This window comes from Agarivorans sp. DSG3-1 (assembly GCF_046774965.1).
Taxonomy (GTDB): domain Bacteria; phylum Pseudomonadota; class Gammaproteobacteria; order Enterobacterales; family Celerinatantimonadaceae; genus Agarivorans.
This window is the reverse complement of sequence record NZ_CP177241.1, coordinates 3,944,387-3,965,512: the sequence shown is the minus strand read 5'-3', so window position 1 is coordinate 3,965,512 and position 21,126 is coordinate 3,944,387. Positions and strand designations below refer to the sequence as shown.

At 42.6% G+C, this 21,126-nt stretch carries 17 protein-coding genes; 11 read left to right on the top strand and 6 right to left on the bottom strand.

Features of this window, described 5'->3' with window-relative positions:
* Positions 1-198 precede the first annotated feature (198 nt).
* The 4 genes from pdsO to ACLD71_RS18370 all read left to right on the top strand — a co-directional run bounded on the left by pdsO (position 199) and on the right by ACLD71_RS18370 (position 4,488).
* Positions 199-942 carry a sortase-associated OmpA-like protein PdsO gene (gene pdsO / locus ACLD71_RS18385; RefSeq protein ID WP_411991593.1) on the top strand — a complete coding sequence of 248 codons (744 nt, stop codon included), beginning with the start codon at positions 199-201 and terminating at the stop codon, positions 940-942.
* Between the two features lie 26 nt (positions 943-968).
* Positions 969-3,164 (top strand): marine proteobacterial sortase target protein, encoded by a 2,196-nt coding sequence (locus tag ACLD71_RS18380; RefSeq protein ID WP_411991592.1) that lies wholly within the window; start codon positions 969-971, stop codon positions 3,162-3,164.
* Between the two features lie 85 nt (positions 3,165-3,249).
* On the top strand, positions 3,250-3,870 hold the full coding sequence (locus tag ACLD71_RS18375) for a class GN sortase (RefSeq protein ID WP_411991591.1): 621 nt from the start codon (positions 3,250-3,252) through the stop codon (positions 3,868-3,870).
* 159 nt (positions 3,871-4,029) lie between these two features.
* Positions 4,030-4,488, top strand: a complete 459-nt coding sequence (locus tag ACLD71_RS18370; protein WP_137675428.1) for a DUF2867 domain-containing protein — start codon at positions 4,030-4,032, stop codon at positions 4,486-4,488.
* Positions 4,489-4,530: 42 nt separating this feature from the next.
* On the opposite strand, the gene ACLD71_RS18365 is transcribed toward ACLD71_RS18370, so the two are convergent.
* Positions 4,531-4,812 (bottom strand): carbohydrate porin, encoded by a 282-nt coding sequence (locus ACLD71_RS18365; protein WP_137675429.1) that lies wholly within the window; start codon positions 4,810-4,812, stop codon positions 4,531-4,533.
* A 249-nt stretch (positions 4,813-5,061) separates the two neighbouring features.
* Between ACLD71_RS18365 and ACLD71_RS18360 the strand changes: the two genes are divergently transcribed.
* A complete protein-coding gene (locus ACLD71_RS18360; protein ID WP_411991590.1) occupies positions 5,062-6,042 on the top strand; it encodes an MDR family oxidoreductase in 981 nt (326 codons plus the stop codon).
* Between the two features lie 64 nt (positions 6,043-6,106).
* Here the strand turns inward: ACLD71_RS18360 and ACLD71_RS18355 are convergent, their stop codons facing one another.
* Positions 6,107-7,048 (bottom strand): LysR family transcriptional regulator, encoded by a 942-nt coding sequence (locus ACLD71_RS18355; protein WP_137674682.1) that lies wholly within the window; start codon positions 7,046-7,048, stop codon positions 6,107-6,109.
* A 1,429-nt stretch (positions 7,049-8,477) separates the two neighbouring features.
* Here ACLD71_RS18355 and ACLD71_RS18350 point away from each other — a divergent pair.
* From ACLD71_RS18350 to ACLD71_RS18325, 6 genes are all read left to right on the top strand, one after another.
* On the top strand, positions 8,478-10,331 hold the full coding sequence (locus ACLD71_RS18350; protein ID WP_411991589.1) for a LamG-like jellyroll fold domain-containing protein: 1,854 nt from the start codon (positions 8,478-8,480) through the stop codon (positions 10,329-10,331).
* 466 nt (positions 10,332-10,797) lie between these two features.
* A complete protein-coding gene (locus tag ACLD71_RS18345; protein WP_411991588.1) occupies positions 10,798-11,478 on the top strand; it encodes an oligogalacturonate-specific porin KdgM family protein in 681 nt (226 codons plus the stop codon).
* Between the two features lie 103 nt (positions 11,479-11,581).
* Positions 11,582-12,337 carry an SDR family NAD(P)-dependent oxidoreductase gene (locus ACLD71_RS18340; RefSeq protein ID WP_411991587.1) on the top strand — a complete coding sequence of 252 codons (756 nt, stop codon included), beginning with the start codon at positions 11,582-11,584 and terminating at the stop codon, positions 12,335-12,337.
* Between the two features lie 581 nt (positions 12,338-12,918).
* Positions 12,919-13,641 (top strand): FadR/GntR family transcriptional regulator, encoded by a 723-nt coding sequence (locus ACLD71_RS18335; protein WP_137674678.1) that lies wholly within the window; start codon positions 12,919-12,921, stop codon positions 13,639-13,641.
* A gap of 195 nt (positions 13,642-13,836) precedes the next feature.
* Positions 13,837-14,067 (top strand): hypothetical protein, encoded by a 231-nt coding sequence (locus ACLD71_RS18330; protein ID WP_411991586.1) that lies wholly within the window; start codon positions 13,837-13,839, stop codon positions 14,065-14,067.
* A gap of 87 nt (positions 14,068-14,154) precedes the next feature.
* On the top strand, positions 14,155-14,856 hold the full coding sequence (locus ACLD71_RS18325; protein WP_411991585.1) for a DUF4336 domain-containing protein: 702 nt from the start codon (positions 14,155-14,157) through the stop codon (positions 14,854-14,856).
* Positions 14,857-14,868: 12 nt separating this feature from the next.
* On the opposite strand, the gene ACLD71_RS18320 is transcribed toward ACLD71_RS18325, so the two are convergent.
* The 4 genes from ACLD71_RS18320 to ACLD71_RS18305 all read right to left on the bottom strand — a co-directional run bounded on the left by ACLD71_RS18320 (position 14,869) and on the right by ACLD71_RS18305 (position 21,125).
* Entirely contained in the window at positions 14,869-16,035 is a 1,167-nt protein-coding gene (locus tag ACLD71_RS18320; RefSeq protein ID WP_411991584.1) for a sterol desaturase family protein, read from the bottom strand.
* 318 nt (positions 16,036-16,353) lie between these two features.
* Positions 16,354-17,979 carry a phospholipase A gene (locus ACLD71_RS18315; protein WP_411991583.1) on the bottom strand — a complete coding sequence of 542 codons (1,626 nt, stop codon included), beginning with the start codon at positions 17,977-17,979 and terminating at the stop codon, positions 16,354-16,356.
* A 219-nt stretch (positions 17,980-18,198) separates the two neighbouring features.
* A complete protein-coding gene (locus ACLD71_RS18310; protein WP_411991582.1) occupies positions 18,199-18,537 on the bottom strand; it encodes a hypothetical protein in 339 nt (112 codons plus the stop codon).
* A 440-nt stretch (positions 18,538-18,977) separates the two neighbouring features.
* Complete coding sequence (locus ACLD71_RS18305) at positions 18,978-21,125, bottom strand: heparinase II/III family protein (RefSeq protein WP_411991581.1); 2,148 nt, start codon at positions 21,123-21,125, stop codon at positions 18,978-18,980.
* Position 21,126 lies beyond the last annotated feature (1 nt).

Genomic DNA, 21,126 nt, shown 5'->3' with positions numbered 1-21,126 from the left:
CATAGACTATACATTATTTTTATCACGCTTTGGTGGCTTCAGCGCAATTGCCATTTTGTTGCCACATTTGATAAGCGAACTGCCATTTTTAGCGCCCGCTAATGCCATTTCAACAGTGTTTAATTAAGCCATCGAAACGGCTTGGACAGACCAAGCTAACAACAAAACCATAATTATCCATCGAGAAGGAAATACTCCATGAAAAAGCATCTAATTGCCCTAGCCATTATTAGCAGCCTAAGCCTATCAACTGTATCAGTTGCTAACGAAGTCTCCGAGTCATCTTCACCACGTAGCGGCAAAAGTGAGATGGTTGGCTTTGGTACTGGTGCTGCCATTGGCGCGATAGTTGGCGGCCCTGTAGGCGCGTTTATTGGTGGCTTCACTGGCACCTGGATTGGCAAATCGGTTGCCGATGAACAAGAGTTAGCGGCTCAAACGCAGCAATTACACCAGCAGCAAGATGAAATTGAGGTATTAGCTAAGCGCAGTGAGCAGCTAGAGTCTCTTACTCAGCAGCACGCTCGAGTGAACACCCAATTAGAGCAACTAAAAATGGCGCAACAACAAAAACTTGAAGAGCTCGCGATTGGGTTAAACGTGCAGTTTAAAACCGGCTCTTCGTTAATCGAGCCTCACTTTAAACAGCAACTCGACGACGTAGTTTATGCCATGTCTCTGGCTCCAGATTTAAAGCTAGATTTAACCGGTTATGCCGATCGTCAAGGGGATTCAAGTTACAACCAAGCTTTATCGGAACAGCGCTTAGCTGAAGTAAGAGCCTATTTAGTTAATCAAGGCATTGCTGAATCGCGATTATACTCTCAAGCCTTTGGTGATACCGCACCGCTTCAAGCAGAGGCCAATTTAGAGAACAACTTCTTTGACCGCCGCGTCACCCTAAAGCTGATGTCTGAACGTGGCATGTTAGCAGCGCAATAATCACCACAGCTAAGGGAGATAGCCTAATGAAAATAGATGTTATTCGATTAGCCAGCGGTTTTTGTCACAGCGTCTCCTTTGGCGGCGCTATTATCGTGTTGTGGGCGGCCTTTGCGTCGCCCAGCCAAGCGGCAGTGCACAGTGACAACAGGGAAAGCGGACAGGAGCTAAGCCAAGGCAGTTTGGTGTTTATAGACAGCAACGGCCAGCGTCAACAGCGACTACCGCTACATACCAAGGTAGAAATGACAGTATCGGGTATGACCAACAGAGTGACGCTTATTCAAACATTTGAAAATAATACTCAAGATTGGATCAATGGCAGCTACATGTTTCCGTTACCTAATGATGCTGCCGTAGACCAAATGCATTTAATTGTGGGAGACCGCGAAATAGAAGGGGAGATTCAAGAGAAAAAACAAGCCAAACGTACTTTTGAAACCGCTAAACAAGAAGGTAAACGAGCCAGCTTAGTTGAACAACTAAGGCCGAATATTTTTACCACGGCGGTGGCTAATCTTGGCCCCAATGAAAGCTTGAAAGTAAAAATAAGCTATCAGCAACAGTTGGCTTATCAAGATGGCGAGTTTAGTTTACGCTTCCCTATGGTGGTAAATCCACGCTATACCCCGCAAATTTTTAAAGACCAAGCGCGAAGAACCCTGGCGGATGATAACTCGCAAGCGTTGTCGTTGGCTGCTTTAATGGAAGAACCGTATCAAACGGTGAATGGCAACAGCAATTTTGAGCACATGATGCAGCTGATGCAACATAGCGTTCGCCAATATAGCCAAAGTGAATCAACCAGTCCGCTTAAGGCGAGTTTACACATTTCTTTAAATACAGGCTTTGAGTTAGATAGCTTGCAAAGTGTTTATCACCCAGTGTCTAAGCAAGTTCTTAGCGATGGCAGCATCGATATTAGATTGCTGAATACCGATGCAAATCGTGATTTCTTGTTGAAGTGGAAACCTATTATCGGCTCTCGTCCTGAAGCGGCGGTATACAAGCAAACTGGACTGAGCCATCAAACATCAGCGTTGCCAGCTAAAGATGACTACGCTTTGCTAATGTTAATGCCGCCGCAAGGGAACGCTGAAGACATTATTGATCTACCGCGGGAGCTTATTCTAGTTATTGATACCTCTGGGTCGATGTCTGGAGAATCTATGGCTCAAGCTCGTGAAGCCTTACTCGAAGCATTAAGCGGATTAACCGAGCATGATTATTTTAACCTTATTGAATTTAACTCAAACTATCGGCATTTTTTGCCTCAATCGGTACCAGCCAGCAGCAAAAATATAAAACAAGCACGTGCTTTTGTTAACCAGCTGCAAGCCAATGGTGGGACTGAAATGTACGGTGCATTACAAGCGGCGTTAAAAGATGTTAACCAGGAACAGGAAGGGCTCAATCGACTTCGCCAGGTGATTTTTATCACCGACGGAGCAGTGAGTAACGAGTCTGCCTTGTTTGAGTTAATCACTAACCAATTAGGCAATAATCGCTTGTTTACCATTGGTATCGGCTCTGCGCCTAATTCACACTTTATGCAGCGTGCTGCCTATGTAGGTAAAGGTATCTTTACCTACATAGGCAAGCAAAATGAAGTGAAACAAAAGGTGACGACTTTATTTAAGCAAATTTCTCACCCAGTGGTGAGCGATGTGCAATTGAGCTTTAGTGACGGCACTGTGCCTGAATATTGGCCGGCAAACATTCCCGATTTGTACCTTGGTCAACCGTTAATGGTGAGCATTAAAATGCCTAGCCACTCTCAACAACAGTTAGTGGTGAGCGGCAATATTGGTGAGCAATTTTGGCAACGTAGTTTAAATTTACAAGCTAACCAATCAGCAGCCGGTTTAGATTTATTGTGGGCCCGCCAATACATATCTGCCTTAGAGTTAAGCAAAAGCTCGCTCAACCAAGAGCGGGTAGAGAAACAAGTCTTAGCGCTGGCGCTTAAATATCATTTGGTGAGCTCGCAAACCAGTTTAGTGGCGGTAGATTTAACACCCGCTAAGCCTTTGTCGCTTAATGCTATTAATAAACAAATAGATGGCGGTATGCCGTTAGGCTGGCAAGCTGGTGGAGTATTGCCGCAAACCTCGACTTCAAGCCGGTTAAATATGCTCATTGGTTGCTTGTTGTTACTCCTTGCGTTGGGCCTTGGTTGGCGCAAAACAACACTCAGTAATGAAAACCAAGTGGTTCACTAACACATTTCAAGCAAGAGCATGAACAGATAATTCATGCTCGTTTTTACTCAGCTAATCAAACCAACTATTCAAAAAGGACAACACCATGAGCATTAGCTTTATGGCAAAACATCCGGTGCCTTGTAGTTTATTCCTCCTCGGTATTTTGGTGCTTGGACACGGTGCGTACATACAGGCAAAAGCCTACTTAGCGCAGTTTTTAATTGCTCAAGCCTGGCAGCACACTCTAGCCGATCAGCAAACTCATAAACCTTGGCATTGGGCCGATACCTATCCTGTTGCCAAGTTAAGCTTTGTGACCAAACTAGAAAGCATTGGCTTTAAACATCAAGTCGATTCGGTGTATGTATTGGCGGGAGCGTCGGGGCGCACTTTGGCTTTTGGCCCCGGTTTAGTGCTTAGTGGCGCAAAAATTGGAGAGGTGGGAAACACCGTGATTGCCGGGCATCGCGATACCCATTTCTCCAATTTAGCAGCGGTTAACAAAGGAGACCTATTACAAGTAGAAGCAAATGATGGTGAAGTATTACTGTATCAGGTGGTGAATACTCAAATTGCTCATCAATCTGATACTCAATTTATGGCGCCTAGTGATGATAATCGTTTAACGTTGATAACTTGCTACCCTTTCAATCAACTCAGTGGTGGCGCAGAGCAACGGTATATTGTTGAAGCGTTGTTGGTGAATAAGCCAACGGCTATCTAGGGTAGTGAATCAGATTCAGTAAACATTTCATTCAAACAAGGTGAGGCATTTGTGCCAGTATATAAAACAGGCAATAAGAATCAGTAATACGCGGATGAGTGTAAATAACAATCTTAAACTCGCTTTTGTGGGTTGAACAACGGCATCAGGAGTTAATCAATGACCCCCAAAGTCTTAGAAACGAAACTACCGCCAGACAGTATTTTGAATGCTCGGGTTAAACCAAAAGACTTTTTGGATTGCTATTCGGTAGCGTCTTATTTACCGCCTCGTCGGGCTGCTGAGGTAATTACGCACTTTCCGCCTTGGGCTCGAGTGCTTTTGTTATTGCGAAGAGTAGTTACTTTACCCTTCGGCCTATCAAACGATGGACCCGACGCTGAAGATAAGCTTGGGCCTTTCCCCGTCGAGATTGAAAACAGTCATGAGCTAATTGCAGGATTCGATGATAAACATTTGAATTTTCGGGTCTCGGTCATGTCGCATAACGGTGGCGTGTATTTAGCCACATGGGTACGCCCTCATAATATTGGTGGTCGTATTTATCTCAAGTGTATCTTACCCTTTCATATACTCATTGCTCGCAATGCGCTTTTTCGGGTTGCGGCAGAGGCTTAAGTCACTTAGTAGATAAGGATCTTAGGGTTTTAGTTTTAAACACTACAGCATATACCTAAAGCGAAGCCCAAATATGGTATCTCCCACGGTGTTTACACTTCTGGTAGCCGATTTAGTGAGGTAGTGCTGAATATCCGGCTCAATACTGCGGCGATTGGTGACTTTAACATCGTAATAAATCTCTATCGATTTCTCATTACCGTGCTGTTTGCGAATACGCTCTATGGGTTCCACTTCGGCGTAACCAACACCTAATACGTCTTGGTTATTCAGTAAGTCATTAAACACAATACCACCTACCGCCAAAGCTTTGGTTTTAGCCACATATAAGCAATTAAAGCAATCTCTCGGCTTAGGCAAAACTTGTGGTAAGTGCGTTAGCTTAACCAAACAGCGTTTAACCAATCAGCCTAAAATACTTATTACTCGCCGTATACTGGCACCTTGATTAGCCAACTAGAGTTTATGTATGTGGTGCATGTATTAAATGATAAAAATTCACTTAATACATAGTGATAGAAAGACTACACTCTAGCTAATTAAATTAACTCGCACACTATTCGGAGTATTACTATGTTTAAGGCTCTCGTTCTCGATCAAATAGAGAAGCAAACTCACTCAAATATTCGTCAGCTTGAAGTTTCAGATTTACCTGAAAGTGATGTGGTGGTGCAAGTAGACTATTCATCTCTTAACTATAAAGACGGCTTAGCCATTACTGGTAAGGGCAAGATCGTACGTAACTTTCCGATGGTGCCGGGAATTGATTTAACTGGCACTGTTGAGCAATCTCACGACCCGCGTTATGGGGCGGGTGATAAAGTTGTGTTAACTGGCTGGGGAGTTGGGGAAGGCCACTGGGGCGGTATGGCGGAAAAAGCTAGTCTTAAAGCTGATTGGTTAGTGCCTCTGCCAGAAGGCTTAAGTGGTAAACAAGCCATGATGATTGGTACTGCAGGTTTTACTGCTATGTTGTGTGTTCAAGCATTAGTTGATGCAGGTATTATGCCTGAATCTGGCGAGATATTGGTAACCGGCGCTAGCGGCGGCGTGGGCTCTGTAGCGGTTTGTTTGCTCGCTCAACTAGGTTACCAAGTAGCGGCGGTAACTGGCCGTATTGAACAGAATGGCGAACTACTTAGCCAACTTGGCGCAGCGCGTATTATTGACAGAACTGAGTTTGAAGAGCCTGCACGTGCTTTAGAAAAGCAGCTATGGGCGGGTGCTGTTGATACTGTAGGCAGTAAAGTACTGGCTAAAGTATTGGCTCAAATGGACTATAACGGTGCTGTTGCTGCATGCGGCTTAGCGGGTGGCTTTGATTTACCCACCACGGTAATGCCATTTATATTGCGTAATGTAAGTTTGCTTGGCATTGATTCGGTGAGTTGCCCAACAGCAAAACGAATTAAAGCATGGCAACGCTTGGCTGAACTATTGCCACAAAGTTATTACCAACAAGCGTGTACTGAAGTAGAGCTAGAGAAAGTGGCAGAATATGCTGAAGCCATTACCAATGGCCAAGTAACGGGGCGAGTAGTGATTAAGCTCTAGTTAAGTACTAATACTGAACAAGCCGGCATCTCGTCGGCTTTTTTGTTGGTGCTTACAATATGTATTAAAGCAAGCCCATGTCCTGTACTCGCTTGCTAATGAGTCGGCTGCACTCTTGTTTAATAATGCTTCTAAGCCACATTTGAGGTGCAGAGTAATCACAGCGAGCATGCCATATTAGCGAATAATCAAAGGGTTCAAACTTGAATGGAAGCGGCTTAATAACTAGCTGATTTTTTTCTGCCACCAAGTAGGCTAAATCTGCTGGTACAGTGATAATAACCGGGACTTTATCGGTTATCGCTAGAGCTGCTTCTAAGTGATAGGCGCGTAACAATGTGGCAGGTTTGGGGTGTTCAATTAAGGCTTCGTCTAGCAGTGCTTTAACGCCATCGCTAATGGCGATCATCGCGTGAGGGTAGGCGAGGTAGTCTTCAATTGTTAATTCTTTTTCCGCTAGGGGGTGATGTTTTGCTAACAAGCAAAATACGCTCACTAGCCCTAAACTTTCTTTTAGTAGTGGCTCTACCGCTTGTACGGGTCGACAAATGGCCATATCGCAACCTTCGGAAGTCAGTTGCTTGGCAAGATCTTGGTGCTGCAAAGGAGCAAACTCTAAAGAGATATTTGGAGCTTCTTGATAGATACGTGCTAGTGCAAAGGGCAATATGGTTTGCATGGCATAGTCAGTGGTGGCAATTCGAAAATGCTGCTGGCAAGTAGCTGGGTCAAACTCACTGGGGCTAAGTACCTGTCGCAATTCCTCTAGCGGATTTTGCAAAGACAGAGTAATGTCTAGCGCGCGTTGTGTAGGAACAAGACCTTGGCCTTGGCGAATAAACAAAGGGTCGTTTAGCAGCTCTCGTAAACGGGTCAATACTCGGCTCATGGCTGATTGACTGAGATTTAGTCGGCTGGCGGCGCGGCTTACACTGCCTTCCTCAATAAGCACTGTTAGTGCAATGAGGAGGTTTAAATCCCGACGATATATTTCTTCTAATTCCATCGCTAGCTTAGGTAATTATGTCTATGTTTAGTATGCATTAATTACCATAATTTTGGTGGGTTTTTCTAAAGCAAATGGCTAGCTTAAGCTAACGTTTGCTTCTTTTAGAGCTTTGCCAGAAACCTTCGCTACTTTCTAACAGATTGAGTTTATCGTTAAGCTTGGGGTTGAAGATTGTGTTGAGCGGCTAGTAAGGGTTAACACTGAGATGAAGTAAGAGTTCTAGCCGCCAAACTACAGCGGCTAGAGGCTTAGTCTTATTCATATCTTTTCTTAATGTATTTAGTGATGGCTCTTAATAACTTGTGCAATATCTATTAGCACTAAGTAAGAGGCAACCAATGCTAGGAATATCCCTATAAATATCATGACGTTGTCCTTTTAAAATCGCGTTTAATTATTAAGAGATTCGTTTCCGACAACAATTTAACGAAAGTCTTAATGTCGATATTTTTTAGTTTTTATTGTTGGTTCTTTATTGCTATGTATACCATTAAATCTTGCTAAAACTTAATAGTAATACAATTAAAGCTCAATAATTGAGCGCGTGTCTGTGAGAATGATCGGGTTTTGACTTTTCAAGCCAAAGAATCTCCTTGTTTGGTGACAATGATCGGCGGCTTAAGCAAAAATCAGTAAGGGAATGTTAACGTTAATAAACGTGCGAATGTGAGTTTAGGAAAATCTGAAAACGACGGTTATTTGTATTACTAGTGGTGTGAGGCGCCATGAAGATCTTTGTTTGTGGTCATGATGTGGCTAACGAAATGTAAGTAGTACCAGATAGTTTTTGCTTTAGGGTTAGTTATAGTTGTCACGCCATTATATTACTCTTTCTAAACGATGCCTTTACTTACCCTATTGTAAATTGAAACTTGGTTAAGTATTGATGAGTACCTTTGACTAAAGAGCTTGTACTAAGCGACTCCCAATAGATATTGTCTTTATTATTCATAGTGAAAAGAATCACGTCCCCACTTATAGAGCAACATGTCTCCTTCCTAGGCGCTCAACCATTATTGACGGATTTACTACTAAAGGAAGGGTGGAAACAAGCATGTAAGCAAATCTGCTAAAGACAAATCGAACCAAACTTACCTGTAAAACAGCATAGATCTCAACTTGAGAAATAGACGGCTTTTTAAGCGTAATAGTGCGAGGCAGGTCACTTTACAATCGCTTTTATTTGCCACATTATAGTTTTGTATTACTAATACAATATGATCATTTTTACCGATTTAAGGAGGTTTAAATGAAACCTTTATCCGGTTACTCGATTTTTAAGTGAGTAACTATAAGAAGGCGAAGTAGCGACTTAAGCTAATAGTGTTAATTCTTCAATAAAACACCTAAGCAATTAATAGCTACGCAGAAACATTAGTACCTTAACTATTACAATAATATTATTTATTCCTACAAGGAGGTTTAAATGAAAGCGTCTAAGCTGCTGCTAATCCCTATGAGCACTACTTTTATGTTTGGCTGTTTCGATGCACCAGAGGTGTACGTTCCACCAGCTGAGCCTACTTACGCTATTGAAGATACAGACTGGAATATCTCCAGTGAGACTTCAAACATCACTACGTCATCAACTGAATACGCACAAATTTACAACTTTGAAAATGATGTGCTTAAAGTTTATAGCTACGATGAAACTAACGATCTATACACTTATACAACTCAAGCTTACACCGTTTCAGAAACTACTATTGCTTACGGTACCGTAGACGGTACTTATGTGGTTGATAGTGCAGGAGCGTTAACAATTACATATACCTTGGAAGGTGTTGATTACAACGACTCTGGCGCAGAAGTTACTGATGAAACTATCTTAGCGGCTATTGCTGAAGCAGAAAAAGAGCCAACGCCTGGTGTTGATGTGCCAACTGCAGCTTATGAGTGGGATTTTTCTACCGTAGATGCTGATGCCGCTGAAGGCGATAAAGTTTTACAAATGAGTAAAGCTGATGATAACCCTCGTGCAGTGGTAACTGGCGCAGTAGACAATGGTTCAGCTGTATCAATTGAACAATCAACTACATCTGGTTCATACGGTTACCATTACACGGTAATGGACAGCGCTTCAGATCCATTAGCAGCTGAAGATGGTGTAATTTCAATGGAGATTACATTTAAGGCCGATGATGCAAGCTTTAACGCTGATATGTCGCAAGACTTACAATTACTAGAAAATACCGATAGCAATAAGGGTTGGAAGGTTATTGTAAATAAGAGCACCTTGATTCCAGAACTACGTATTTACAACGGTGATGGTTCAACCAGTATTAAAGCAACGTCTATGTTAGAAGACGATACCTACATGCACCTTGTAGCTACATATAATGGCACAACGGCTAATATTTATGTAAATGGTAAGTTAGAAGGCACTGCTGAAGTAACTGATTACATCGCTAACACCAAAGAAGGCGATAAAGTATACGTTGGTGGCGGCTCAAACAGTTCACAGAAAAACTTAGCTGGAGCGATTGATAGCACGGCGTTTTGGTTAGAGACACTAACAGCAGAGCAAGTTGCTGAACGAGCTAAAGACTTTGGGTTTGGTGATACCGATCCTGATGTACCAGCTGGCCCAGCCGCAGACTTTGAATGGAACTTTGCTAGTGTAGACGCTGCTCCTTCTTTAGGTGCTAAAGTTTTGCAGATGAGTAAAGCTGATGATAACACTAGAGCCGTGGTTGATGGAGCTGTAGATGCTGATGCAGCTGTATCTATTACGCAAACCTCTGCATCTGGTTTATTTGGTTATCACTATACTGTTATGGACTCAACTACGGATCCGTTAGCAGCGATTGATGGCGTTATCTCAATGGAGGTAGTGTACAAATCAACCAGCGCTAGTTTTAATGCTGACCTAGGCCAAGACCTACAGTTGTTAGAAAATACGGATAGCAATAAGGGTTGGAAGTTACTTGTAAACAAAGGGACTTTAATTCCAGAGATTCGTATCTATAACAGTACCGGTTCTACTAGTGTCAAAGCTACTTCGGTACTTACTGACGATACTTACCAACATCTTGTAGCTACCTATGACGGTACAACAGCAAGCATTTATGTAAATGGTGTGCTTGAGAACTCAGCTGAAATTACTGACTATGTTGCTAACACCAAAGAAGGTGACAAAGTATATGTTGGTGGTGGTTCAAACAGCTCTCAAAAAAACCTAGATGGTGCAATTGACAATACAGCGTTCTGGTTGTCAACACTAACAGCTGAAGAGGTTGCTGCCCGTGCTGAATCTTTTGGTTTCACTGTTGCTCAATAATGAATGGTGACCGCTTAAGTTAGCTTCTTCAGCTTAAGCGATAAAACAGAGCTCCTCGCAACTTAGTTGTGAGGGGCTTTTTTGTGGAAAACGTTTTAGTTTAGGTTTCACTAAGCGGGTACTGCTTATTTCATCGATAGATTTGCTTCGAGTGGCAAAGCTCCTCGCTTTTGACTGCCAGGGCTCGAATAGCCTCTCCTGTATTTTGCCAATTTATCTTTGCTATTTAACGGCATGATTTCTTTTAGACCTTATACTGACCTAGCATCAGAATGCTCTTGATGTTGTGTTAATTAAATGTGCCAAAAAATATTTTATTTGCAGGTTAAAAATCTGCTCAACTTCAAAGTTGCCGTCAATTTGACTGATTCGTTTTGATTGTGATCACATTTTATTCACCTCTTACTTGGAAGTGATTAAAAATAGTATTGTAATACAAATAATTTCATCCTAAACAGAGTAAATAATGAAATCTAGCAGTCTAGTTATGTTGATTGGCGGCGTAAGTTTGTTGAGCGTAAATGCAATGGCAACGTCGGTAGACTTTCGTCACGAGTATAAAAGTGACACTAAACAACATGCTAGCCGAGTGAAGATGGCCCACACCTTTGAAAACAATTTCTCTATGGCTTTAGAGTTAAAGTTTAAGGGAGAAGAGGGCAAATTTATGGAAGATTTACAATCAAACGGATCCGAAATCGATCTCGGTTATCGTTACAAAATAAACGACCAATGGGCGTTGATACCTGGTATGCCAATTGAATTTGGCACTTCAGGAACAACCTATAAACCACAGCTACGTTTAACCTATACTCCCGAGAAGGTTAAGGGCTTGTCTGTTAGTGGCCGTTATCGCCTTGATGTAAAACCCGGCGAAGACGTTAAAAAATACCGTCATCGTTATACCGCAAACATTGGTTATAAATATCAGCAATGGGCATTTGGCTTAGAGAGTAACTACTATTACGCTGATAATTCAGAATACCTGTTGTACAACAACGACAGAACGAACTATGAAAACAACTTTACCATTCATTACAGCATTGGTGATTGGACTCCTTGGTTAGAATTTGGTGATGTATCTGTATCTGATCAGTCTAGCCAGAGGGAACTAAGAAGTCGTATCGGGCTTCGTTATAACTTCTAAAATGTGAACTAAGTATTTGTAATACAATAAAAAAATGTTTAATCTTATTGTATTAATAAACAATTCATTTCTTTTAGATTAACTAATCAATGAGAGCGTAGATATGTCTAATAAAGTTGCTTTAATCACGGGCGCAACAGGTGGTATTGGTTTCCAAGTCGCCAAGCGATTGGGTCAAGATGGCTACACAGTTGTACTTAATGGTATCGAAGACGAACAAGGCGCAGCGCGTGTTGCTCAACTTAAAGACGCAGGTATTGAAGCTGAATACTATGGATTTGATGTCACTGATGATGCCGCTGTTACCAAAAACGTAAATCTAATCGGCGAAAAGTTTGGACAGATTGATGTTGTGGTGAACAATGCTGGTGGTTTAGGTGGCCGTAGTCCAATGGAGGAAATGACCACTGAATTCTATCGCTTTGTTATGGCACTTAACTTAGATAGTGCGTTCTTTGTTTCGCGTGCGGCCATTCCATTTTTAAAGAAAGCCGAAAATGCCTCAATTATCAACTTTACGTCTAATGCTGCGTGGAATGCTGGTGGTCCAGGAGCGGGTATATACGGTGTGTCTAAAGCTGCGGTTCATACTTTAACTCGTGCTTTAGCAAAAGAGCTCGCGCCCACTGGTATTCGTGTTAATGCAGTATCACCAGGTACTATCGATACGCCATTCCATGCTCAGATAAAAGAAACTAAGCCAGAAGTCTTTGCCTCTTGGAAGGACAGCATTTTGCTTGGGCGTTTAGGTCAACCAGAAGAAGTGGCTTCAACGATCTCTTTCCTTGTTAGTAAAGATGCGTCATTTATCACTGCTGAAACAGTACAAATTGGCGGTGGTCAAGCCTTGGGTATTTAGCCTCTACTAATAAGTATTTGGTAGCGGTGGGATAAATTCTTGATTGCATCATCAAAAAGCCACATGGTTAGCTGTGTGGTTTTTTCTTTTAAAGTGTCTAGATCTAGATTGTTATAGTCTTTCCGGCTCTAACACTTATTCAAACATCCAGTTTGGTCAGTTGAATCTTCCAAATCCATAGTTTGGCTTTCTTACCTATATGGAACGCGAGCGTTTTGCATCGCTGACTCACCACGTCATTAACCTTAGCGAAGCTTACGTAACCTAATTACCGGATCATTTTGGTGGGTAGGAGGCTCATCTACTGCAGCAAACAAGTGAACGCGGATAGTGTTGTTACTTAAAAGAGTAAAAGAATTATGGTAACTAATTTCCCAAGTCAGTTTAAAAGTAAACGGTCGTTTGATTAGTCTTTAAGTGTTACAAATAAGGCGATCAAGCCTGCATTTGCTAGTATTTTATGTATCTGAGATAAAATAATTACTGTAGTATTAGTAATACTAAATGTGTATTAATTTGTGTTAGCAATGGCAATTCTCAGGGTTGCTATTGCTAACACAAAATTTGGAAAAGGTTATTCTATGTCTAACGAATTCACTCAGATTGAGGGCTCATCACGCAGTCTTCATTTGCAAGTGGCCCGCGAAATTGCCCGCGGTATTTTATCGGGGGCGCTACCACAAGGCAGTATTATCCCTGGCGAGCTTGATTTATGTGAACAGTTTGGTGTGAGTCGCACTGCTTTGCGTGAAGCTATCAAGCTGCTTAACTCAAAAGGTTTGTTAGAGTCTCGTCCTAAAATTGGTACTCGCGTTCGTGACCGCGAGTATTGGAATTTCTTAGACTCCCAATTGCTTGATTGGATGATGGGTTTAAACAACACCGAACTAGCGTATCAAGATTTCTTAGCGTTACGCCGAGCTATTGAGCCAGAAGCCGCTGCGTTAGCCGCACGTAATGCCAGCGCTGAACAGCGTATGGGACTTTCTGCAGTGTTTCAACAGATGGCTGATGTTGCCTCTGGAGCAGATTTAGAAACATCCTGGACTGACGTAGATATGGAGTTCCACCGTTTGGTATTTTTATCAACTGGGAATAGTTTCTATATTCCATTTGCTAATGTATTACGCACCATGTTTATTGGGTTTATCGATCACTCATCGAAAGATGGCGGCACCTGTATTGAAGAACATAAGGCTATCTACGATGCGATTATGGCCGGAAACGCAGATAAAGCACGCGATGCCAATTTAGCCTTGTTAAACAATAGTAATCACCGCCTACCATCGCATAACGCGGCTTAGTATCTAACTGCCGTTTTATAAAAGCCTAACTCATTCTTGAGTTAGGCTTTTTTGTTGCTTGATTAATAAAAACAAGGAATCAACAAATTGACGTTTCATTTATACTGGCAAAAGCTTACTTGTACCTCATTTGGGCAATATTGTACTAAATAAAAAAGCCAACTAATTGAGAGCTTAGTTATCTATCATGGGGTAATGGTTGGAGTAAAAGGCCAAAGTAGTGGCTTTGGTTTGCCTACTATTGGTAATCATGTTTGTCTCTCCGCCGGGGCTATTGTTCTTGGCAGTGTTCAAATAGGCGAGAATACGACTATTGGTGCAGGAGCGGTAGTGGTTAAAGATGTACCTGCTAACTCTGTTGCTGTGGGTAACCCCGCTCGATGTTTTGATAAACCCGTTGAGCATCAAATTGTTGGTGATGAATAAGGTGTGGCGTAAGGTTTCTTACTGCCATGGGGATATTCGAGCGGTTATTGGAGTTCTCTCTAAATTGTTTAACCGATAGGGAGTGGAATGAGAAAGCTAGCTGAAGATATTTGGATAGTGGAAGGCGAAGCCGTTCCTTTTTTTACCTTACCATACACCACGCGAATGACCGTTGTTCGGCTTGATGACGGCGGGCTATGGCTCCATAGTCCAATCCGTTTTAGTGAGCAGTTAGCTAGTCAATTAAGTGTTCTAGGTGTTGTTAGATACCTGATTGCCCCGAATCATTTACATCACCTTTTTATTGGTGAATGGCAGGGCCGTTACCCTAATGCCAGCACCTACGGCACCGAGCAAGTTATAAACAAACGCGGAGATTTGGTTTTTGACGGAGCGTTAACTAATAGCGCGAATATGCATTGGCCGTGGCAAGAGTTCATAGAACAAACCTTGTTCACCGGCTCACCTGCAATGCAAGAATGTGTCTTTTTCCATAAAAAATCAGCTGTTCTTATTGTTACCGACTTGGTTGAAAATTTTAGTATTGAGCATTTTTCTTGCTGTCATCGATTGATTGCCAAAGGGGTAGGGATTTTAGCGCCTGACGGAAAAATGCCGATAGATTGGCGTTTGAGTTTTATGTTTGGTAAAGCAGAAGCTCGAGATCATCTAGCAAGTATTCTCAATTGGCAGCCCAAGGTTCTGGTAATGGCACATGGCGAGATTGTTGAAACAGAGGCTACAGCTTTTCTAAAAAGCTCATTCCGCTGGTTAAGCAAAGCGGAATAAGCGGTCTGTAGCCTAAGCTGTGTGTTTGGTCTTTAGTCTTTTTAGCCACACTTTGAGCGGGTAAAGAGTTTGTCCTATTACTGTCCGAGGCAATCGTTGGGTTGTGCCGTAACTTGCTGGCCAATGTTGTTTGGGAAAATGATAAGTCTTGAATAAGCGGTCGAATAACACGGTATGCGCAGAATAATTAGTATCAATAGCCGGTTTTTCCGAACTATGGTGCCAGTGATGGAATTGCGGCGTAACCAATATGTAGTTTAGTGGTCCAAATGAAATACCCAAATTACAATGGATAAGTACTGCTTGCAGCGCGGCGAAGGTAACGTATATATTCAGCGCAGCCTGATCAACGCCCAATAAGTAGAGAGGAATCATTACCATGGCTCGTTCTGAGAATACTTGAACGAAATGTCCTCGCGAACCGGCTAGCCAATCAATATTTTCAATCGAATGATGAACCGCATGAATAGGCCACAAAACTGTGAACTCGTGATAAGCACGATGCTCCCAATATAAAACAAAATCAGCGCTAATCACGATAACGACGAACTGTACAATGGTAGGTATGCTTCGAATATTTTCTTGAAAGCTGGCGCTAACAGCCCAGTCAAAGTGACTGACATGGTAGTTGGCAAAAACGAGTATGGCCGAAATAGCGAGGTGATTAAAAGAAAAGTAGAACAAGTCTACATCCCATTCAGGCCTCATGATTAATTGATTTCGGTACTTGGGGAATAGCTTCTCTAAGCTTAAAAATATGAAGATGGAACCTAAAAATGCCAAGATTAACCAATCAATCCCCAGTGATAGCGCGGCGGGTTCAACCGGGCCTACAGGAATTCTGTATCCACCTAACAAAAAAGCGACCGCTGTAAATAGTATTCCCGAAATACCCAAATATTTGTAAGCACCTTTATTGAGCAAAAATGTCAGAATACCTAATACGATTGACGTATACATACCGTATTTAAGCACCTGTTGTAACTGCTCCGCGTCATAGATTTTTCTTAACTCGGTGGTAGTCAGCATGGAAGGATATAGGTAAGCAATAACCGCTAAAAGGCTGAGTATTCCTAGAAATAATGAGCAAAATCCGCTGATTCGTCCTTCACCTAAACGAAATTCTTTGTCTACATTTTTTGAAACGGTACGTGGTTTGTAGTCGTACTCACTATCCATGTGATTCTCTGCTTGTATGGGAACTCAGTTTACGCTTAAGTCTTGGTGCTCAAATAACACTGCTATGAAATGGCAACTGCTGATTAGACCTAAACCGCATTTTGTGGCAGGCATAGTAAAGTGTTTGCTGTTGAGAATAAAGTTATTAACATATTTAATACAACAAAGGTTTTATTGTTAAGCATATGAGCGGGGCTTCGGGGTAGTCTGCTAGGTTTTGTGATTCCAACAGTCCAAACGCCAATATAGTTGGCGTTTGGAAAAGTGAATAGAAGAGAGGGGACTTTAACGCCCACCAGTTTGTTGCTAGCAACGAGATTATTGGTTGATAGCGAAACCTATCCCCAGACTTTTGTTATGTTTGTTGTAGTCAATGAGTGATTCGCCGTAACCATTAAAATACTTAAGATACAGCGCTAATTCTTGGGTAATTCCGTAAGACCAACGTAGGTCTACCGCGCCCTTGTTGTCGCTTTTTAGGTTATTCCGGCCTAAAAAGCTTAAGCGATGTCGGTCATTGATTTGCCATTTGGCTGTGAGCTGTCCGTAACCGTAATAATCTTCCATATTGGGGTTGTCATCTTCTTCCGCTGTTTCCTCAAACCGATACCAAGGTTTTACAGCAATAGTGACTGGTTTAGCGTCAAAGCTAAACTCGGTATATATGCGATTCCACGAACGAGAACGTATTTGGGTCTGACCGTTAGATTCATGCACTAAACCTAAACGTATCCATTCTGGCGACCAAGCCGAGCTGCGCGCCTCTTTTTTGCTGTTCCACTGATAGAAAAACTCGGGCTCGTAGTTAGTTTCCCTCACTGAATCGCCAGAGCGTTCATAAGGTTGCCAAAAGGTTTGTTGGGTATACGCAAAGCTGAGGTTGTCGGTGTCGGTAAACAAGTTGAAGGGCATGGTTAAGCGAAAGCTAAACTGGAACTCCACTTCTACTTTGTCGGGCTGCTGGCCTGGAACGCCTCCTGCCAAGTCGGGAACCGATGGGGAAGGGTTGTACTTGAAAGGCAGAATATAACTATCTCTAAATATGCTCATGCCAGCAAATGTCCATTGGCTGCTATCAGACATCATTTCGCGTCTATCACCAATTCGGTTTAATGCTACTCCCAAGCCGAAGGATTGATTGTGAATGTTGTAATCAAGCATCGATTCACCATAGCCATTAAAGTACTTGGCATAAAGCGAAAACGCTGGCGTTATACAATAGGCAAAGCGTAAATCTATTGCGCCTTTGTTATCAGACTTTAGGTTGTTTCTGCCCATAGCGCTGACGCGATGGTTACATTGGTTGTCACCAAACAAGTAAGCTACAGAAACTTCGCCGTATCCGTAATAATCGGTAAAGTCTCCGCCATTATTAACTTCAGGGCCTATCGGGATCCAAGGTTTAGCGGAGAACAACCAGTCGTTGTAGGATGCATCAAACTGAGCATAAATCCGCTCCCAAGAGCGATCAAACTCGCCATAAGAGCCATTGGCTTGATGGCTAAAACCAAAACTGGCAGAGCGCAGGTGCCATTTATTCGCGTCAATAGCAAAATTATCAGGTCGCCAAGTATAAATTAGCTCGGGTTCATAGTTGGTATCGCGAAAAGGGGAAGAGAATGGTTTGTTGTAAACTTGCCAAAAGCTTCGTTGAGTATAGGCAATACTAAAGTAGTCCCGCTGGCTAAACAGGCTCTCGCCAACAATCAACTTACCACTGATTTGAAACTCGGTTTCTAAGTTGTCGATACCGCGATTACCGTCAGCTTCTTTTGTGGCTAAGGCCGAAGAATAGTCACCAAGATCAGGCGGGTTAGGGTTATATTTTCCGAGTAGAATATAAGTGTCGCGATAGGCCACGAGCCTTGGACCGGTTTGTTGTTCTGCAAAACCGCTGGTGCTCGCCAGCGAAAATAACAAGGCGCTAAAGGTTAACTTTTTCATCTCATCCCTGATATTCAACCAATGGTTTTAAACCTGATTGCAATTTCTATATCAATTTAACAATGTTGTTACCTTAATGTTAGCGGTGATACGTTTAAGATGCGAGGTTTTGTAAGCCAAAGTGTGCTGCGATAGGGTTAGCAACTTGTTGTAACTGAGAGAAAATTTGGAAATAAAAAAGGAAGCGAGCCGCTTCCTTTTTTAGGAGGCAAGTACCAGTTAAGAGAGGGTATACGCAATAGCCACACCAAATGCCACAATTGCTACGGTGAATAGTAGCTGGATCCCGGTGGATAATAAGGCTAAAACAAAACCTGCAACTGCAGTGGTTTTAAACAACAGTGAAAATAAAATACTGGTTACCACTATTGCTACCAAAGTGGGGAAGAACCCTTGGCCAATGGCTATATCGGTTAGCATGCCTGCTGCAATGGCCAAGATGACCGCGACAAAGCATACATCCATGCCTGAGCGTTCTATTTTTAATACTTGAGTGCCAATTTTAATTGGCGCCAACATGATTAAAGTGAGCAGTGCGAGAGTGATTACTACAGTCATATCATTACCTCATTCCTTGATATTAAGCATCCGTGCTAGTGACAATGAACTGATTTATTGTCATACCTAATTAGGTATAGCTGCAGAATATCTTTCGTTTAGAAAATGAGCCATTCCCCATTTGGGTTAAATTTGTCGTTTAAATAGTGAACACTCTGCTAAGTCTTTGATTATGCTATTTCACAGTGTGAATCTTTTATGACGAGAAGGTTTGTTAGGTTTTCTAAGCGCGGAGTGAAGCGATGTTCAGAATGTCTTCCATTAGCCCGCTTCAGTTTTTCGTTGTATGAGGAGTTATTGGCGAATGGAGTGGTTACGAACAACCAGTAGAAAGTGTCGTTATATCAGTAAGCTATTGTCTAGTTAGAATCTGAATGTAAGTGTTGAATAAGAGAAAGCCTCGCGATGGCGAGGCTTTATAAGCGCTTACATAATAATTGTTATGCAATGAATACAGGACCACTCCAGCGCAGGATTTTACCGTCAACTTCTAGCTGATGCTGAGTGTCTTTTTTTACATTGGCTTGGTTAGACACACATACCGTAATGTGTTTACCCGACACCAGATGAATCGCAACCGCTGACGCCACTTTATTATGAGTGAGAACCTCTACGGCACTTACTTGGCCGCGTGCCTCAGTGCTGGCTTCAATGGCTTCATTAAAGTAGCCGTGAGTTTCAAATACATTAGCAAATAAATGATCTTTAGCTTTCTGGCGAAGTATCAGTACTGGCTCGCTGCGTAAATTAAAGTCAGCATCATTGGCGCCAGTGCGCGCCATTATCACTTGGCTGTTCGCTGTTGCTGAGCTTATTACTGAGTAATAACTGTTGCCTTGTAACCATGTCATTAGGCTTGAGTTGTTTACCTCTGCAGTCGCTTGATGCCACAAGTGCTGGTAACCGTGTGCGTCGCCCAAGGGTTTTAACGTGGCTTTGCATTGGTAGTTAAAATCGCTGTTAATAAAGTGACCAGAGTAGTGCAGGGTATAGTCGTAGTTATGTTCTTGCTCACTCACCAAGCGGAATAAATCTAGCACTAATGGCTTAGTAAAGCCTTCCGCTTCAAACATTATAACGCTGCGTTGTTGGTCTACACCTGGGTAGTAGTTACGTACAAACGCACTCATCGCTTGTAATTTGCTGTTGCCGCTTACGAAGAAATGTTTCTCTCCCCACTTTTGTTCAGCGGTTGCTGTGTCACCTTGGTTTTGGCTTTGGAAATCAACCACCACGGTATTATGGGCAATCGTTTGCTTAGCGTAGCTTTTGTTTTCAGGAATGTAGCGACCACCGAATTTAGGTTCAATGTTTACCCAACGGCCATAACCGTAATCGTGAAGTACTTCTTGGCCACGATTAAATAGGTTGAAGTGCAGGCCATCAAAGTGGCCGTGGTCTAGCGCCGAGTGAAGTTTATGATCACTGCCGTGTTGGCCAAACCATAGAAGCGCCATGCTGTCGTCTTGCCTGGTGTCACGGTGGCGTAAAATCGCCACGCCGCCGCGATCGCCTTCAGCGCCGTCTGTTAACACTAAACTGCCCCAGTTAAAACCGCCTAAGTTTGCGGCGTTATTGCTGGCATCAGACAAGCTAGCGCCCGAGGCGTGTACCCACACTTTGTTTTGGTGTTTAGCCATAGCAACCAAGTTTGCGTCACGTTGGTAACGGCTAAAGCACATGCTGGTCGCAATCAAAATGCCTTCGTCATTAATGTCCATAGATTTAGAGGAATCATTAAGTGCTGGCAGTACACCATTTGGAAAGGCGGTAGACATTACCGCGTAAGTGGTGGTTTTAATCACTTGGTCTTTTAACCGATAAATACCAATTTCTGGTTGGCGACGTTCAATGGCTTCGGCAAACAAAAAGATTGGACGCAGTGAAAAGCGGTGATAGTAAGGGCCTTCCATGTAGTAACCGTCTGGCGAAAATAATTGAGTAAGTTGGGCAATAAAGCCGCCACTTACGCTATCGCCTTTTAAACCGTATAAGGCTTTATCTACACTGGCTTGGTCTTGAATGGCATAGCCACAAATACCTACCCCGGCTACTGCCCACAAACCATGGTTATGTACTATGTCAAAATCATGGGCATAAACGTCAACAAACAATTCAATCATCAATTTGAACAAATCATTTTCGATCAATGTTTGTTCATCGTCTGCGAGTTTGTGGCGAATACACGAATAGGCACATGAGGCGTAAAGCATCCACATGTTTTCGTTCAAGGTTTGGTGAAACAAGCGCCCTGGTGGATTGGTGTCTCGGCTAGTGTTTAGCTCTAAAGTAGGGTACACCTTGGCGTATTCAACCAGCATGCTTCGCGCATAATCTAGGTAGCGTTGTTCTTCTGTAATTAGGTACAAACGACCGGCTAAATCTAAATGGATGTAGTTTTGCTTATGGCGGTTATGTTCGTAACCACCGGCTTCACCGTGACCAGGGATCTCGATGCCTAATGGCATGTATGCCTCTAACGCGGCAATTTCGCTAGCGATAGATTGACCAATAAGTGAATCGGTATTTAAATGCTTAGCGAGCTCTTTTGCTTCTTCAAAGCTTATCAATAGTGGTTGGTAAGTCATG